The sequence below is a fragment of the Heyndrickxia sp. FSL W8-0496 genome, assembly GCF_038007825.1.
GTDB lineage: Bacteria > Bacillota > Bacilli > Bacillales > Bacillaceae_C > Heyndrickxia > Heyndrickxia oleronia.
The window spans coordinates 2,746,902-2,765,569 of the sequence record NZ_JBBOXX010000001.1 but is presented as its reverse complement, the minus strand read 5'-3'; the positions used below and the strand labels follow the sequence as shown (position 1 = coordinate 2,765,569).

The window sequence follows — 18,668 nt, the reverse complement described above, 5'->3', positions numbered from 1 at the left end:
CAGTTTGATATTCTTCCGCTATGTAGCGGAAGGAGGTGTATGGAAAGTGTTTAGCTTATTCCAAAATTCAACAAAATCTGTAAATGATTCTTGCTTGTTTATTTGTGTTTGCAGTGACGGTTGATCCATAATAAGAAGTAAACGGTCATACAAATCTTGTATTTCCTGTTCATTGTCTTTTTTCAATGATAGTAGGAAAACTGCTTGGACTTTTTCCTTTGTTTCGCCCCATAGTATCGGTTTTTTTAGAAGAGCAATAGCAATTACATTTTCATAACCACAGGGATTAAAGGGATGTGGCAATGCAATCATTCCGCCAAAAGCAGTAGAAGAGATTTTTTCCCTTTTTATTGTTAGTGGTAAAAATTCATCTGGTGCATAACCTTGCTGAATAATCGACTGTGCTAAAAAAGTAATTAATTCAATATCTGATTCAATTTCCACATTTCGGAAAAACAAATTAGGTCTTAATAAAGAATGATTATTTTGTTGAATAAATGCTTTTATTTTCTTTTGATCCTGATCTGGTAGGAGAGGGTTGACAGTTATTACAGGATAGCAGATCTCCTCCAGAATAGGTATTGTAGATAAAATTAAATGACATGCTTGTTTTATTTTGCTCTGTAATTCATTCATGTCAAAGACACCGATTATTTCAATTTCATTATTAAAAATAGTTTCAATCTTTCTTTTTAAAATTTGTGCAGAACCAATACCAGATGCACACACTATTGCAACTGATAATTTACTGAAAGGCTGTTGCGTTTTTGCATCTTGAAAATGCAAAGCAAGATAACCTCCGTCATCTTCTGAAAGGTCAAATCCGAATTTCTTTTTAATTAAAAGCATTGCTTTTAATGCTAAATCAAATGCTAGTGAATATTGCTTCTTGATCTCCTGAAGTAATTCGTTTTGAATGGATATTCCGTATTTAACTCGTTTTAAACTAGGGAGTAGATGACGAATAAAGCGATTTCTCCAGTCCTGATTAATATCTAAATCAAATTCCTTCTCTAAGAAACTGACGATCTCTACAGTTAAGGTATAAAGTGAATGATCATGTTTTGGTAACCGATTGTTTTCAATGCTCGTTACTCTGTATTTAATAAACAGTAGAGCGAGAAAAGCTGAATCCAGTCCTGAGAGTGATAGGCCATTTCCGCTTAAATGTCTACTAAGTTCTTCACTTATTTGATATTCTATTTCTTCTTGAAGGAACTCTATATTTATTGGGAGCGCTTTTAACCATTTTCCTTTCGTATTCCGCGCTTGAGCGATCTGAATATACTGCAAAATTGAGTGGATGGCTTCTGGTCGCAGTAAAATGTTATATGTGTTCGATATGTCTTTTATTAATTGGCTCCATGATTCACTAAATCCCATATTAGGAAATACTTGAAGCATACAACGGCGAATATTATATTCCTCACCACTTAAATAGATTCCATAATTTGGTCTGGATTCGAGAGTGATATGATAGGATTTCAATATCAATTTAAGCTCTTTAATATCTTGAGAAATGGTAGATCGACTGACATATAATTCTTGAGATGCCTGATCAATTTTTAAATAATCATATTCATAACACAAATATTCCATAATCCATCGTTGTCTATTGATTTCATAAACTTGTTCAGTTTTTCTATTTTCCTCCTCCATCCACTTAGAGAAGTCTATAAAGTTAAAAATATTCAGTTGATAACCACTTCCTGGCAATGATACAATCTGTGCTATGTCTTTATTTAGTTGTTCATTGATTTGTTTAATAAATGTTCGAATCGATCGTGAAGAAACATTCAATTCATTTGATAAGATAGTTCCACTCACTGGAAGATCTGATTTATTTAATCGTTGAATAATATATAAATGTCTTTGATCCATCCGAATGTTCCTTTCCTTTTAACATATCCAAACTTATTAATAGAAGCGTATTCTTTTTTATTTCTTCAGAAAACTCGATTATGATTATACAGATTTATATTAAATGAATAAACCATTTAGTGATACATAAGAAAATTAGAAGTTATCATTATATCAATATATTATAAGACCCTGAAAAGTTGCATTTATTAGATTAATTACGCTTTTTGTCGAGCTATTGTAATGGATAATACTTATAGTATAATATACAACATGTCTTGTATATGATCAGGAATAAGGCCTGATTGTTTCTACCAAGCTGCCGTAAATAGCTTGACTACAAGGAGTTTTTTGATAAATGCATTCATTTATTCAATCAATTTCTTCTTGCATAATATTATGGCAGCTTCCACAGTGGTGGAGGCTTTTTTTGATATTTAGGAGTCTATTTATTAAGGATGCGAATATCGACTATTACATATTTAAGGTTGTATCCATCCATCTAAAGCACCTGACCCTTCAAAGATTGTGTAATCTTAAAAATGAAGCAAATAGTTTGATTGCCTCGCGAATTGTTAGTTGGAGTGGATCAAGGCGTTTTATTATACCTAGTTTTAATAACTTTATTAGAACTATTCATACTATATTTTTGAAATTGAGGCTATTCTAGTTGGTAGAAGAGTAGTCCATTTGGTTTGTTCTAAAGAATGGGAGGACATATAGTGAAAGATTTTTTTCAATTTGCTCAACGTAGAACCTCATATAAGCAGGAAACGCTTGCGGGAATTACTACATTTTTATCTATGGCCTATATTTTAGTAGTAAATCCCATGATATTAAGTCAGTCTGGGATGGATCAGGGCGCAGTATTTACTGCAACGGCTGTATCAGCAATTATTGGATCATTATTAATTGGTCTTTTAGCCAATTTTCCAATAGGAATTGCACCAAGTATGGGGCTAAACTCATTTTTTACATTCTCAGTATGTATAGGGATGGGGATTCCATGGCAAACAACATTAACAGGTGTATTCATTGCAGGAATTCTCTTTATATTATTAAGCTTGTTTAAAATTCGTGAAATGATTATTAATATTATTCCAGAGGATTTGAAGTATGCAATTTCAGGTGGGATTGGCTTTTTCGTTGCATTCGTCGGTTTAAAAAATGCGGGTTTAATCGTCGGGAATTCTGATACAGTTGTATCAATAGGGGATCTTTCTAAGCCAACTACTATTTTAGCTATTATTGGTTTTGTCATCACGGTTATGATGATGGTTAGACGAATTGGGGGAGCAATCTTTTATGGAATGGTCATCACAACAATCATCGGGATAATATGGAATGTGATTGATAAACCAACCCATATTATTGGAGCAATACCGAGTATGTCACCAACATTCGGTGTAGTGTTCCACCACTTGGATCAAGTGTTTACTCCAGATGTATTAGCGGTAATATTTACATTCCTATTTGTTGCCTTTTTTGATACTGCCGGAGCATTAATTGCGATAGCAAGTCAAGCAGGATTGATCAAGGATAATAAAATTCCTAATATCGGAAGAGCACTTCTTGCTGATTCAACTTCTATTGTTGTCGGTTCAATTTTAGGTACTTCGACAACAGCATCAATGGTAGAATCAAGTGCTGGAATTGGTGCTGGTGGTCGAACAGGCTTTACTTCCATTATCATTTCTGGTTGTTTCGTTATTGCCTTATTTTTTTCTCCGTTATTATCTATTATAACACCGGAGGTAACGGCACCAGCTTTAATCATTGTAGGTGCATTGATGGCAGCAGAAATCAAACATATTAATTGGAATAAAATTGAGATTACATTCCCAGCATTTGTAACAATTATTATGATGCCCCTTACTTCAAGTGTCGCAACAGGTATTGCACTTGGGTTTATTTTATACCCTATTACAATGATTGCTTTAGGAAAGTGGAAAGCAGTACATCCGCTAATCTATATTTTAAGTATCGCATTTTTAGCCTATTTTGTTTTTATTATTTAATAAAATGTATTTGCAAGTTTACCTATCTTTTCTTAATAATAGGAAGGGGATTGATGATCCCTACCTATAAAAAGTGAAAATAAAAAATAAAGTAAAAACCGCTAATTGTTGATTGAATGAGTGCGCAATTAGCGGTTTTTATATAGAAATTTTGGTCGACAGTGACCTTATGCTTGTTTTTTTAATAACAAATACATAAAATAGGGTGCACCAATTAAGGCGACCATGATCCCAGCTGGAATTCCACTAGGGTCAATAATATTTCTACCAATCGTGTCAGCAACTAATAAAAGCCAACCGCCAATCATAATGGCTACAGGTATGAATAATTGATTACGTGGACCGACTAAGGATTTAGCTATATGTGGTGCCATTAATCCAATAAATGAAATGCCACCAGTAACTGAAACAGCAGATGCTGCAAGTGCCACAGCTGTTAATAAAAGGGAGATCCTTTCTTTTTCAAGGGATACTCCAACTCCAATCGCTACTGGTTCACTTAAACTCAAAATGTTTAATCGATTAGCCTTGAAGAAGGTGTATGGGATGAGAATAAGTAACCAAGGAAGGAATGCCCAAATGAATGGCCAATCATCGCCCCATATATTTCCCGCTAACCACTTAGAGATGAAATCAACTTTTTCGCGCTCAGCGGATGAAATTAGGAGAATCATCACTCCTGATAGTGCCATGGAAAAGCCAATCCCAACTAAAACTAATCTAACCGGTTGCAATCCAATGTTTTTTTGATACGAGAATATATAAATAAGAATCGCCGTGACTAATGCACCTGCAAAAGCTAGAAGCGGCAACATATATACAAACGATCCGACTTCTATTGGAAAAAATAAAAAGAAGATAGAAATTGCTACACCGGCACCGGAGTTAATTCCAATAATACCTGGATCAGCTAAATCATTGCGGGTAATTCCTTGTAAAATGGCTCCGGATAGGGCGAGTGCAATTCCTGCCAAAAAAGTAATAATAATTCTGGGAAGACGAATGGAAAACAAAACGAATTCCTCAGTAAATGACCCTTTTCCAAATAAGGTTGGAAGGAGACGATCATAGGACAAGCTGGCATCACCAATCCCCATCCCGAGTACAATTGTCATTATAATTAACACTAGTAAAATGCATAAGATGATTCGCTGTTTTTTAACCAATGCTGGATGAATCATGAGAACATCTTACCTCCTTTACGAATAATAATTAAGAAGAAAGGTAAGCCTACTGCTGCAACTATAGCTGCGACAGGTGTTTCGTAAGGGGCATTGATTGTACGGCCGAGAGTATCGGCAAAAAGCATAAAGATGCCACCGACAATTGCGCTTGATGGTATGATATAGCGATAATCAGTACCCACTAACGCCCGGACGATATGAGGGATCATTAGACCGATAAAAGCCATATTTCCAACGAGTGCTACAGATGTTCCTGCAAGTAAGATAACGACAAAAAATAGAATAGTCTTTATTCGGATCGTTTTTTGTCCTAATCCAACTGCTACTTCTTCATTTAAACTTAAAATCGTTAGTTGCCTTGATAGCAATAGTGAAATTATGATACCAATGATAATTATAGGAATCATTAGTCTAAGCTGCTCCCATGACGTTCCAATAACACCTCCGGAGGTCCACATGGATACATTTTTAGATAGCTTAAAAAAAATGCCAATTCCATCAGCGACAGCATATAAAAACGTAGAGACTGCTGCTCCAGCTAAAACAATTCGAAGAGGGGAGAAGCCTCCTTTTTGAAGTGCACCTAGCCCAAACACCATGCCAGTTCCAATTGCTGCCCCAATAAAGCAGCTAATGGTAATCCAAATATAATTAGCAGATGGAATAAAGGCAAGGGTGAGTGCAAGAGCTGCATTGGCTCCAGCAGATAAACCTAGTAAACCGGGGTCGGCTAATGGGTTCCTTGTTAAGCCCTGCATGATAGCACCTGAAACTGAAAGGGCAGCACCTACAATAATCGCAGCAATTTCCCGAGGGAAACGTATTTCACGTAGCATTAAAATAGTGTCACTTTTTCTATTTGAGGTAAGAGCCAGCCAAACATCTTTTAAGGTTGTTTCCGCTGCACCAAATATCATGGCAACTACAAACATCCCGATAAGAACAACAATTCCAATGAAAAGCTTAAATACGAATGGGATGGAGTTTTTAGTCTTTTTTTTCATTATTTTCCCATCTTTCATACATAGAATATAAAAGCAATTTTCTGACTACCTGTGCAATTTCGTAGCATTCCTATTAGGATTTATACCAATTTTTTTCACTACTAAGTAAAAAAGTAGGTAAGTACCAGTAGTTTAAATAGTCATGCATTATGTCATATACGAAAAGAGCCAATGGAAAAGAAGGAGTTGCCCTAAATATGGACAACTCCTTTTCAAATTTATTTACCTAAGGCTACTTCGCATAAATTGTTGCAATGAAGTAAAGGGTAAAAAAATCGAAAATAGCTAGGCTACGGGGCATCTTTTCTATATATATTTTATTTTCTAACTTATATTGGTAGGTTAGAAAAAATTATATTTCAATAACAAAAGTTTTAGAAAAGAGTCTTACCTAAAAATGATTCCTCAAAAAATTTAAGCTGCTTTTCTAATGTAATTGGATCATTAAAAGAAGCGCCATTTCCTTCCATTTCAAAGACATGGTTGTTTTTGACAGCAGGAATATTTTTATAGGATTCTGTTTTTTGGAATGAGTCATCGGCATCAGAATATTTACTTAAAATCACATAATCACCTGCATATTCTGGAAGAACTTCTGTAGATAAAGTATAATAACCTGACTTTAAGGCTTTTTCTTTTACTTTTTCAGGCATTTTTAACTTCATTGATTGATATAATATTTCTGTTCCGCGAGCCCAGTTATCACCATAAACGTACAGTTCTTTTCCAAAACTCTCTATAACGGATACAGTGGCATTTTCACCTATCTTTGCACGGATTTCATCTCCGGCAGCTTGAGCACGTTTTTGGAAATCTTCTACCCAATCTTTTGCTTCTTTTTCTTTGTTTAATAGTTTACCAATTTCGATATGTTGGGTTAAATAATCCACTTTTCCCCAAGTATAAGTAACTGTTGGAGCTATTTTCTTCAGTTTATCTAGATTTTTTGTCGTCGATAATCCGATAATGAGGTCTGGTTTTAATTCAATAATTTTTTCTATATTATCTTCAGAAACCTCTTGGGCATCTTTTAATTGGTCTTTAAAAGCAGGGCTGTTTTTTGACCAAGTATCAGCACCTACAACATTCACACCTAATGATAAGACATTACCTGTAAATCCTGATAATAAAACTACACGTTTTGGATGGGCAGGTACTTTTATAGGACCATTTTCAGATTGATAGGTTATTGTTTTTTGTTCCTTTTCTTTCGTAGCATTGCCTTTATCTTTTTCGGTTGTCCCATTACTGCATGCACTAACTATGAGCACTAAGAGCAAAATGAGAGGGAATAGGATTTTCTTCATGTTTATTTTCTCCTTTTAGAAGGTTATAAGTAATACACATTGGTTTGTTTGTCCGTGGATCTCTGCCAATTTCAGCATCAATTTGAAAAACTTTCTTCAATACTTGATGATTCATGACTTCCTCACAATTACCAGCTTTTACAATTTTGCCGTCTTTCATCGCGATCAAATAATCTGCAAAACGGGCTGCTTGGTTTAGATCATGCAACACCATAATAATGGTTCGTTGCTGTTCAATATTTAGTTTTTGTAGAAGCTCTAAAACTTCAAGTTGATGGGCCATATCTAAATATGTAGTAGGTTCATCAAGAAAGATGATATCGGTCTCTTGTGCGAGAGCCATCGCAATCCATACACGTTGACGTTGACCACCAGACAATGCGTCGACGGGGCGAAATTTATAATCAAAGGTACCTGTTACATCTAGTGCCCAATCTATAACTTCAAGATCTTTTTTTGTTAAACGTCCGAAACCCTTTTGATAGGGGAAACGACCATATGAAACAAGCTCACCAACAGTTAATCCACTTGCACTTTCTGGTGATTGTGGAAGAATCGCCATTTTTTTAGCTAAAGCTTTCGTATTTTCTTTAAGAATATCTTTCCCATCCAAAAGAACGTTTCCAGAATGATGATTGATTATTCGAGTAATCGCTTTTAAGAGGGTAGATTTCCCACATCCATTTGAACCGATAATCGTTGTAATTTGTTTATCAGGAATGCTGACACTGAGATCATTAACGATGATTTGTTCACCATATCCAATGTTTAAATTATTTGTAAAAAGGCGTCCCATGTTAAAAACCTCCTTTCGAAAGTGTAAATGATAAATATGTATGATAATGATTCTCATTTTCATCAATAACTATAGAGTGTATTATTTTTATTGTCAATCACTTTTTTTATCTATTTCAAACTTAACCTAATCACTTATAAATGATCATTTTTGCGGAAGGTAAAGGATGTGGAAGATAAAAAAAGTTTCTATAAATGAGAAAAAAACGATTGAAATTGATAATCGTTATCAGTTACACTAGATTTAGTGAAAATGAAATTGAGGATATAAGATAAATAATTTTAATGAATTCATTGCTGAGGAGTGTTCAAATATGGAACGGCAGGATTTATTTGATGTAACAATCATTGGTGGAGGGCCGGCAGGATTATATTCGGCATTCTATAGTGGATTAAGAGAAATGAAAACAAAAATTATTGAATTTCAACCGTACCTTGGTGGAAAGCTGCATTTATATCCAGAGAAAATGATATGGGATGTAGGCGGCCAAACTCCTATTCCAGGGGAAAAATTAATTGAACAACTAGTTGCTCAAGGATTAACTTTTAATCCAACCGTCGTTTTAAAAGAAAAAGTTGAGTCCATTTCAAGGAATGAAGAGGGGATATTTGTTTTAGAAGGTTCAAGTGGAGAAAAGCATTATTCAAAAACAATTATCGTTGCTATTGGTAGTGGAATATTAAATCCGCAAAAGCTTGAAATAGATGGGGCAGAGAGGTTTGAGGTATCTAATTTACATTATACGGTTAAGTCACTAAAACAATTTAAAGATAAAAATGTCCTTATTTCAGGCGGTGGAAATTCTGCTATTGATTGGGCAAATGAATTGGAGTCCGTTGCTAAAAATGTTTATTTGACATACAGAAAGAATAACCTGGCGGGTCATGAAGCACAAGCTACACAGTTATTAAACAGTTGTGCAGTTTGTTATTTAAATACAACAATAAAAAAACTAATAGCTAGTCGTAATCATGAAGTTATTGAAGGAGTCGAACTTGAGAATCATGAAACAGGTGAGATTTCGAAGTTATCTGTAGATGAAGTCATTATTAATCATGGATATCAGCGTGATGCAACATTACTTGAAAATAGTGATTTACATATTGAACTTGTTGATAATTATTATATTTCTGGAAATGCAATGAGTGAATCATCAGTAGAGGGTTTATATGGGGCTGGGGATATACTTATGCACGATGGCAAGGTTCATCTAATAGCTGGTGCATTCCAAGATGCTGCAAATGCAGTTAACAAGGCGAAACAGTTTATTCAGCCTGAAGCGAATAAATTTGGAATGGTCTCTTCGCATAATGAATTATTTAAAGAGCGAAATAAAGTGCTTGTAAAAGAAATGATGAAGAAATAAATTTTTTAATACCATAATATTATCCTTATCTTTCATTTGTCATCAAACAGTTGATAGGTACTATTCTCATATTCTTATAAATAAAATTTATTAAATTTTAAAGGATTTTTCCTTCGAATGCCGAAATAAATAGTTAATCTATTATGGAAGGAGAGAAAAGGATATGGGGCAACAGGATTTGAAACGTTATAAAGAATCGGTGAAGGAGTATATGACCGATGCTGTAACAAATTTACAGAAATATTTAAGCCTACAAACTGTTTCCGCACAAAGCAAGGCTATTCCTGAAACGGTCGCATATGTAGTTAAACAGATTGAGGATATCAATGGGGAAACCATAGTATTAGATGATTTAGGAGGGAATCCTGTCATTTATGGTTATTTTGCAGCAGGGGAAAATGGCGACTCAACGAAAACCCTATTGTTTTATAATCATTACGATGTCCAGCCACCAGAACCACTTGAAGAATGGGATACTGATCCTTTTGAACCAACGATTATTGATGGGAAATTATTTGCCAGAGGTGCCTCTGACAATAAAGGGGATTTAATGGCCCGTTTAACAGCAATTAAACTATTACAAAATCAAGATGGTGGCTTGCCTTGCAATGTGAAATTTCTAATCGAAGGTGAAGAGGAGATTGGTAGCCCAAATTTAGCACCTTATCTTGAAAAATATCAAGAACTATTTCAAGCAGATGCCTGTATTTGGGAATTTGGTGGCAAGGACGAAAAGGAACGTATCAGTATGGTAGCAGGAATTAAAGGAATGGCGTATCTCGAATTGACATGTGTTGGGGCAGATATTGATATGCATTCTTCAGTAGGTGCCTATGTCGACAATGCTGCTTGGAGACTAGTTCAGGCTTTAGCTACAATGAAGAACGAACAAAATGATATATTAGTTGAAGGTTTCTATGATGGGATTATAGAACCTACAGAGGAAGAGAAAAAAGTTGTTTCAGAACTGCCTTTTAATGAAGAAGCTGTAATTGACTTATATGGATTAAAACGTCCACTTATAACGAAGGCAAAAGGGATCGATCCTAGAACAGCAATGGTATTTCATCCTACAATGACCATATGTGGATTAGACAGTGGCTATACTGGGGAAGGAGCTAAAACAGTCTTACCAAAAATAGCGAAAGCGAAGCTGGATTGTCGTTTGGTACCTGGTCAGGATCCAAATCATATTTTATTAAGTGTGAAAAAACACTTAGAAAAGCATGGATTTAATGATATTGAAGTACAAATGATAAACGGACAAAAAGCCTACCGTTCCAACTATAACCACCCATTTATTGACCATGTTCTAGAATCGGCAAAGGAAGTTTATGAAAATGATGTAATCCTTTCTCCAAATGCTGCAGGAACAGGGCCAATGTATATCTTCGGTGAGCACTTAAAGCTACCAATAGTTAGTACAGGTGTTGGTTGGGTTGGATCAAAGGCACATGCACCAAATGAATCTATTCGCATAAAGGATTTTGAGGATGGTATCGTTCATATGGCCTATATGTTAAATGGATTTTCTTCTGCATTAGAAACAAAGGTTGAGTCAACTGAAGTTAATCATTAATATTTGATGTTTTCGTATACTTGTTGCTTTTGTAAAAGATTCAGAGATTCTTATGATGTTTGTAGCTCTTTTCTCAGTGAAATGAAAGGTGTAACGATCTTTAGCCGATAGTTATTTGTTAAAACTGCAAACATATTTGAGTATAGAGTCTAATATAAAAAGAAACAACCCATCGATAATGGTTTCGATTGGGTTGTTTCTTTTGTTTTTAATAGTTTTGCAACCAGAAGATTTAAATAGATATAGTATGACAAGTAACGAACAACCTAGTGGTCAAGCTGTATTCCTTATATATTTTTCAAAAATAGTATTTTTTAGAAAAATACTAATTGACATATGAGCAGTTCGTATGTACAATTTAATTTTGTAAAAACCTATCGGATTGGTTGGTTTTAAAAGGAATGATTATACATAACAGTTTAAATCAAATGGATTATGATAGGTTTAAAACCAAGTAAACAGGGGTGATTAGATTGAAAAGGGGAATTATCAGTTTTATTAGTATAATATTACTAGGGATGGTACTTTCCGCATGTGCATTGAATAGCTCAAGCAGTAAGGAAACATCGGAATCAAAAAGTAAGAAAGTAGATAATGCTGCAGGTGTAGTAAGTACTGAAAGTAAAAAATATGAAGCTACCGATCTATCAGCATTACCTGACAAGGCAAAAGCGAGAAAAGATACATTTATTGCAGGTATTTCAGCTCCAGGAGGGGTGTTCCTTCCTTACTTTTATGAGAATGGTTGGGACGGAAATGCAACTGATCCAATTTTTGCTCCTTTAGTGAATTTAGATGAGGAAGGGAAGCCAGTTGGCATTTTAGCTGAGAATTGGGATGTATCAGATGATCAGTTAACCTACACATTTCATCTAAGAAAGAACTTGAAATTTAGTGACGGAACACCGCTAACAGCAGATGATGTTGCTTTTACATTAACACTTTTACATGATCCAGCTTATGCCGGATATCAGGATATATCGTTAGCTGCAATAAAAGGTGGGAAGGATTACAAGGAAGGGAAAGCTAAATCAATCGAAGGGATTAAAGTAATTGATCCAACCACAATTGAAATTACAACCGAAAAAGTAAATGCGAAATCCTTGCTACTACTTGGAGGACAGATATTATCAAAAGCATACTACGGGAAAGACTATCGATATGGCAAACTCGATTATTTAAAAGATCTTTATTCTAAACCAATGGGTGCAGGGCCTTATAAATTTGAAAAATATGTACCTGGTCAAGAGATTCGTTATGAAGCTAATGAAAACTATTATGCTGGTAAACCGAAAACAAAGCATTTAATCTATAAAATTATTGATTCAACCACCTCTTTGCAGTTGTTTGAAACAGGAGAACTTGACTATGCTGGTTTCTCAGCAGATGAAGATACAGTGGAACAATTAAAAAGCTTAGGATTCGCTTCAATCCAAACCGGACCTGTGAATGACTTCGGATTTATTTATATCAACAATACACGTCCACAGTTCAAAGACAAAGAAGTGAGGCAAGCACTAATTTATGGTTTGGATCGCCAAAAAATTGTTGATGTAAAATTCAAAGGCTTCGGTCAGGTAGCAAATATTCCAGTTTCTCCGGTCTCATGGGCATACAATGATGAGGGAGTAAATAAATACGAGTTTAATGCGGATAAGGCAAAAGATTTATTAGAAAAAGCGGGATGGAAAGTAGGATCAAATGGTATTCGTGAAAAAGATGGAAAAAAACTAATTATACATTACTTAACATCAAAGGCGGATGATCCAGTCATACCAATTGCAAAGGAAAACTATCAAGATATTGGAATTAAATTTGAGCCGGAAATTATGGACTTTAATGCATTAGTTTCAAAGTTATCTGATAAAGATTATGACCTTGCAACGGTTTCAACTTCACAAATTCTCGATCCAAGTGATCCCGTTGAAGAATTAGCAACAAATCATCCAAATAATTCAGCGGGCTATTCAAATCCGAAGGTAGATGAATTGATTCAAAAAGGCTTATCAACCTTGGATATTGAGAAACGAAAAGAGATTTATCATGAGCTTTATAAAGAGTTGGGGAAAGACCCTGCCTTCATTCTTGTTCATTACCGCCAAAGTGCTAAAGCGATTAGTGGTCAAATTGAAGGTTTAAATCCAGATAATTACACTGGTATAAGCTCTAGTTTGCCAAATATATCGATTAAAAAATAATGAATATAATGGGTTGTCAAATATGGGATCTGACCCTTTGCAATATTATTTTAGTGAAAATGACGTTTTCTCCAAGATATTTGCAAAGGGAGCAGCCCCTTTACTTTTTGGCTCTTTTCTCACACATTGTTGCTATTTAAGTAAAGTTATAACGATTAACTATCGACTGAGGAACGCAACACGTATCATTTTACTGAGAAAGAGCAGCAATCTCCATTAGAACCGCTAGAATCCTTTATTGGAAGTAAAATCCGGCAGTTTGGCTTTTACAATAGCAACAAGCTATACGAAAACAGCCTACTTTTTAAACTAACTTATTCTATGGGGGATAGAAGATGAAGAGGTATATTTTACATAGATTTTTACAGATGATCATCATTTTATTTGGAACCTCGTTTATTATTTTCTTCCTGTTCGCGATGCTTCCGGGTGATTATATTGATTCCAATATTAATTTATCTCCAGAAAGAGCCCAGGAATTGAAGGCATTATATGGACTAGATCAACCGATTTTACAAAGATATTTTACTTGGCTCGGAAATGCACTACATGGTGATTTTGGCTATTCTTTAAAACATCAGGAAAATGTCATATCCCTGTTAAATAAGTATGTTTGGAATTCATTCATTGTAGCTATTATCGCTTTATTTTTAACTTGGACTATTGCACTTCTAACAGGAGTTTTTTCGGCAATCAAGCAATATTCATGGTTTGATGGATGTGTTACATTTTTGGTTTTTGCAGCGATGTCCTTTCCATCTTTTTTTATAAGTCTATTGTTCATAAAATGGTTTGGTGTAGATCTACAAATATTACCAATCGGTGGAATGATTGATACAGGAAGTCATAGTACAGGATTTGCTTATATTCTTGAAGTAGGTAAACATATGATACTACCGGTAATTATTCTTACCCTTCTTAGTGTTGGATCGTTAACAAGATATTTTCGTACTGGAATGCTTGAGGTTATTCGACAAGATTTTATACGTACTGCACGTGCGAAAGGATTGAAGGAACGTACGGTGATTTTTAAACATGCGCTAAAAAATGCAATTCTTCCAGCTATTACATTACTAGCATTTGAATTGCCAGGACTTTTTTCCGGAGCAATTATTATGGAACAAATATTCAATTGGCCTGGTGTTGGAAGAATTCAATTAGAGTCTGTAAGTTTTCGAGATTATCCTGTGTTGATGGCATTTACATTATTTCTATCAAGTTTAACGATCATTGGGAATTTCTTGGCTGATATCACGTATGCGGCGGTTGATCCTAGAATCAGATTAAAATAAGGAGGGAAGTCAATTGCAATCAGAAACCTCATTAATAAAGAAACACAAAACAGAACGTGTAGTGAAATCTCCTTCCTTGTGGAAGCAAACATACCGTCGGTTGAAAAAAAATAAATGGGCGATGTGCAGCTTATTCTTTTTAATATTTATGTTTTTAGTAAGTTTTATTGGCCCACATTTTTCACCTTATATTCTTGATCGGACAAATGTTGCCGATATTAATCAGCCTCCAAGTAGTGCCCATTGGCTAGGTACGGACAATTATGGACGGGATGTATTGACTCGTTTGATGATGGCAGGACAAATCTCTTTGACGATTGGTTTAGCTTCCATGTTTTTATCGATTGTTATCGGATCATTACTTGGTGCAATATCTGGCTACTATCGTGGGATAGTTGATATGGTAATTATGCGCTTAGCAGATATTTTAATGTCTATTCCAGGTTTACCGCTACTCCTAATTCTTGCTGCCATTTTATCTGAGTGGAAGGTTCCATCTGAATATCGTCTTTATATCATAATGATTATGCTTAGTTTTGTTGGTTGGCCAGGTCTTGCACGTTTAGTTCGCGGGCAAATTTTGTCTCTGAAGGAACAGTCATTTATGATGGCAACGGAAGTACTAGGCTTAAGTGATAAGCGAAAAATTTTACATCATTTAATTCCGAATACAGTGCCACTTTTACTAGTTGTTGCAACATTAAATGTTGCAGGGGCGATATTAAGTGAATCTGCATTAAGCTTCCTTGGACTTGGAGTTGTTCCACCGACACCATCTTGGGGAAATATGATGGATGCAGCGAATAATTTCATGGATTTTAGAAAACGACCATGGCTATGGATTCCACCTGGAACAGTTATTTTTCTAACGGTCGTATCGATAAATTTACTTGGAGACGGACTGAGGGATGCTCTTGATCCGAAAATGAGAAGGTAGGGATAGTATAATGGGCGAGGTGCTATTAGAGGTAAATCATTTACAAACTAATTTTTACACAGAAAATGGTGTTGTAAAAGCAGTGAATGATGTTAGCTTTTCGATACATAAGGGTCAAACGGTTTGTATTGTTGGTGAATCAGGGTGTGGCAAGAGTATTACAGCATTATCATTAATGCAGCTTATTCCGGAAAATGGGAAGATAGATGGCGGAGAGGTATATTTCTCTGGAAAAAATCTTTTGAATTTAAATAAAAAAGATATTCGGCGTTTACGTGGAAATGATATTGGCATGATTTTTCAAGAACCAATGACATCTTTAAATCCTGTTTTTACCATAGGAGAGCAAATGATAGAACCGCTTCAAGAACATTTATTACTAAGTAAAAAGGATGCATATAAAAAAGCAATGGAGCTTATCACGATGATGGGAATTCCAAATGCTGAGAAGATTATAAATCAATATCCACATGAATTAAGCGGTGGAATGCTTCAAAGGATTATGATTGCACTTGCGATAAGCTGTGATCCTAAATTAATTATTGCAGATGAACCAACAACAGCATTGGATGTAACGATCCAAGCACAGATTTTAGATATTTTAAGAGAGATTAAGAAGAATTTAAATACATCAATTTTATTGATTACCCATGACCTTGGAGTTGTTGCTGAAATGGCTGATTATGTAGTCGTCATGTATGCTGGAAAGGTTGTGGAGGAAGGTCCTGTTCTGGAGTTGTTTTCCAACCCCCAACACCCTTATACAAAAGGCTTATTAAAAGCAAAACCAGTTATAGGAGAGAGGAAAGATCGTCTTTATACGATTGCAGGTCAAGTCCCTAATCTCGTTGATCTAAAGGAATCCTGTTATTTTGCAGATCGTTGTGAATATGCCATGGATCATTGTCGCATCAAACAACCGTCATTCTCAACAGTATCAGACGAACATCATGTTGCTTGTTGGCTTTTCGAGGAAGGTGTCACAAATGGGTGAAGCATTATTAGAAGTGAAAAATTTAAAAAAATATTTCCCTGTATCCAAAGGAATGTTTAAAAAATTTGGAGATTCGGTAAAAGCTGTTGACGATGTTAGCTTTACAATCGAAAAAGGAGATGTTTTCGGTCTTGTCGGTGAATCCGGAAGCGGTAAATCAACCATTGGAAAAACGATTTTAAGACTTCATGATAAAACAGATGGTGAGGTTTCATTTAAGGGTAGGGATGTTTTTGCGTTATCAAAAAAAGAACTGAGAGAGCTTCGGACACGGACACAGCTTGTTTTTCAAGATCCTTTCAGCTCTTTGAATCCCCGCATTCGCGTAGGCGACGCAATTGGTGAAGCAATGATTGAGCATGGATTAGTATCTAAAAAAGAAGTAAGAACGAAGGTATTAGAAGTTCTAGAGAAATGTGGCCTTTCTTCATATCATATTGACCGTTATCCGCATGAATTTTCTGGCGGTCAGAGACAGAGAATTGTCATTGCTCGAGCAATGGCATTAAACCCTGAATTTATTGTGATGGATGAACCTGTTGCTGCACTTGATGTTTCTATTCAAGCTCAAATCATTAATCTATTTAGTGATTTACAACGTGAACATGGGTTATCATACTTATTTATTTCGCATGATTTAAGTGTAGTAGAACACTTATGTACAAAGATTGCGATTATGTATTTAGGGAACATCGTTGAATTTTCAACAAAAGAAGAGTTGTTTGATCATCCTTTACATCCATATACGAAGGCACTACTTTCCGCTGTTCCTATACCGGATCCAACCATCAAGCGTGAGCGGATTATATTAAAAGGAGATATACCTAGTCCGGTCAATCCACCATCTGGATGTAAATTTCGAACAAGATGTCCTTTGGCTACAGATATTTGTGCACAAAAGATACCTGAATATCGAGAGGTGCAGAGCAATCATTTTGTTGCCTGTCATTTAGTCTAATTAAAAAGTTACTATTAGTGTAAACGTAAGAAAAGCAAAGCTTATTTTTTAAGTTTTGCTTTTTTATTTACTCTTATTGAAAGAGTAGAACTAAATAATAAAAATTTATATGTTTTATATTGCCTTATACCGCTTACAAAATGAAAATGGTATGATCGTACTTAAAGATCAAAAAAATATAGGTGTTATATGATTATTTATGGTTTTCAATTTAAAACAATTATATAGGAAAGAAACGAACAAAAGGGTGAGAAACTTTGAATTTAAAATTATTGGCGTCTGATTTATCAAAAATTTATAGCAAAAATAAAAAAGTAGAGGCTGTATTACTTGGAGGCTCCGTTTCGCGTAATTGGGATGATGAATATTCGGACAAAGAGTTATTTATTTTTTGGAAGGAAGCTCCCTTGGATGAAGATCGATTATCCCCTATAAAGGTTACAAATGGTAGTATCATTGAATTTTACCCATATGAAGAGGAAGAATGGTCAGAAACTTATATTACTAGAGGAGTAAAATTGGAAATTAGTAACTTTTTAACCTCTACAGTTAAAAGAATCATTAATGATGTAATCAAAAATTTTGATATTGAATTAGCTAAACAATGTCTTGTAGCAACTGTTCAGAACGGTCATGTTCTATTTGGTAATAACGTGATAAATGAACTTAAAAAGAAGGTGACACATTATCCAAATGAGCTGAGTAAAGCCATGATTAAGCATTACTTAGATATGGGGAATCGATGGAATAATCGTGAGGCATTACTTGCACGTGAAGATTGGTTGATGCTTCATCAAGTTATTGTATCGGTACATTCAAATGTGATGGGCGTGTTGTTTGGATTAAATCGGCATTATGTCCACCATCCTGCTTTTAAATGGCAAAGATATTCATTAGAGGCTATGAAAATCACACCAAAGGATAGTGCAAAACGATTATCTTCTATACTACTAGAACCTCCCAAAAAAAGTGTTCAAATACTTGAAGAGATTATTCAAGAACTATATGAAATCGTTCAAAGGGAATATCCTCAAATGGATTTGTCCAGATTTATAAATCAATCAGCATTTTTAAGACCTAAGAATAGTAATATTTAAAAATTTGAAAATAGATCTTTTATGATTAGTAACGAGGAAAAATAAAATATTAATTATTAATGGGATCAATAACCCATT

14 protein-coding genes and 1 riboswitch are annotated in these 18,668 nt (G+C 34.9%); of the genes, 9 read left to right on the top strand and 5 right to left on the bottom strand.

Annotation, left to right across the window (positions count from 1 at the left end; genetic code table 11):
• Positions 1–18 precede the first annotated feature (18 nt).
• The gene (locus NST63_RS13945; protein WP_341042602.1) at positions 19–1,881 is read right to left on the bottom strand and encodes a BglG family transcription antiterminator; all 1,863 of its coding nucleotides are present in this window, start codon (positions 1,879–1,881) and stop codon (positions 19–21) included.
• Positions 1,882–2,118: 237 nt separating this feature from the next.
• A riboswitch (purine riboswitch) is annotated at positions 2,119–2,220 on the top strand.
• Between the two features lie 362 nt (positions 2,221–2,582).
• Between NST63_RS13945 and NST63_RS13940 the strand changes: the two genes are divergently transcribed.
• Positions 2,583–3,878, top strand: coding sequence for an NCS2 family permease (locus NST63_RS13940; protein WP_139254852.1), 1,296 nt, complete (start codon positions 2,583–2,585; stop codon positions 3,876–3,878).
• Between the two features lie 167 nt (positions 3,879–4,045).
• On the opposite strand, the gene NST63_RS13935 is transcribed toward NST63_RS13940, so the two are convergent.
• The 4 genes from NST63_RS13935 to NST63_RS13920 form a co-directional block, all read right to left on the bottom strand.
• On the bottom strand, positions 4,046–5,059 hold the full coding sequence (locus tag NST63_RS13935) for a FecCD family ABC transporter permease (protein WP_212941229.1): 1,014 nt from the start codon (positions 5,057–5,059) through the stop codon (positions 4,046–4,048).
• Positions 5,056–6,066, bottom strand: a complete 1,011-nt coding sequence (locus tag NST63_RS13930) for a FecCD family ABC transporter permease (protein WP_180211836.1) — start codon at positions 6,064–6,066, stop codon at positions 5,056–5,058. The genes NST63_RS13935 and NST63_RS13930 overlap by 4 nt, the downstream gene beginning before the upstream one ends.
• Positions 6,067–6,440: 374 nt before the next feature.
• Positions 6,441–7,373, bottom strand: coding sequence for an iron-hydroxamate ABC transporter substrate-binding protein (locus NST63_RS13925; RefSeq protein ID WP_058005392.1), 933 nt, complete (start codon positions 7,371–7,373; stop codon positions 6,441–6,443).
• Positions 7,324–8,169, bottom strand: a complete 846-nt coding sequence (locus tag NST63_RS13920; RefSeq protein WP_341042601.1) for an ABC transporter ATP-binding protein — start codon at positions 8,167–8,169, stop codon at positions 7,324–7,326. Before NST63_RS13920 ends, NST63_RS13925 begins: the two co-directional genes overlap by 50 nt.
• Before the next feature lie 313 nt (positions 8,170–8,482).
• On the opposite strand from NST63_RS13920, the gene NST63_RS13915 reads away from it, so the two are divergent.
• The 8 genes from NST63_RS13915 to NST63_RS13880 all read left to right on the top strand — a co-directional run bounded on the left by NST63_RS13915 (position 8,483) and on the right by NST63_RS13880 (position 18,590).
• A complete protein-coding gene (locus tag NST63_RS13915) occupies positions 8,483–9,535 on the top strand; it encodes an NAD(P)/FAD-dependent oxidoreductase (RefSeq protein ID WP_341042600.1) in 1,053 nt (350 codons plus the stop codon).
• 211 nt (positions 9,536–9,746) lie between these two features.
• The gene (locus tag NST63_RS13910) at positions 9,747–11,114 is read left to right on the top strand and encodes a M20/M25/M40 family metallo-hydrolase (RefSeq protein WP_436580341.1); all 1,368 of its coding nucleotides are present in this window, start codon (positions 9,747–9,749) and stop codon (positions 11,112–11,114) included.
• Between the two features lie 518 nt (positions 11,115–11,632).
• Positions 11,633–13,312, top strand: coding sequence for an ABC transporter substrate-binding protein (locus NST63_RS13905; protein ID WP_212942660.1), 1,680 nt, complete (start codon positions 11,633–11,635; stop codon positions 13,310–13,312).
• 335 nt (positions 13,313–13,647) lie between these two features.
• Entirely contained in the window at positions 13,648–14,604 is a 957-nt protein-coding gene (locus NST63_RS13900) for an ABC transporter permease (RefSeq protein ID WP_078110818.1), read from the top strand.
• 13 nt (positions 14,605–14,617) lie between these two features.
• Positions 14,618–15,541 (top strand): oligopeptide ABC transporter permease, encoded by a 924-nt coding sequence (gene opp4C / locus NST63_RS13895; RefSeq protein ID WP_212941225.1) that lies wholly within the window; start codon positions 14,618–14,620, stop codon positions 15,539–15,541.
• Between the two features lie 10 nt (positions 15,542–15,551).
• On the top strand, positions 15,552–16,535 hold the full coding sequence (locus NST63_RS13890) for an ABC transporter ATP-binding protein (protein ID WP_058005386.1): 984 nt from the start codon (positions 15,552–15,554) through the stop codon (positions 16,533–16,535).
• Positions 16,528–17,493, top strand: coding sequence for an ABC transporter ATP-binding protein (locus NST63_RS13885; RefSeq protein WP_341042598.1), 966 nt, complete (start codon positions 16,528–16,530; stop codon positions 17,491–17,493). The genes NST63_RS13890 and NST63_RS13885 overlap by 8 nt, the downstream gene beginning before the upstream one ends.
• 257 nt (positions 17,494–17,750) lie before the next feature.
• On the top strand, positions 17,751–18,590 hold the full coding sequence (locus NST63_RS13880) for a DUF4037 domain-containing protein (protein WP_341042596.1): 840 nt from the start codon (positions 17,751–17,753) through the stop codon (positions 18,588–18,590).
• The last annotated feature ends 78 nt before the right edge of the window (positions 18,591–18,668 follow it).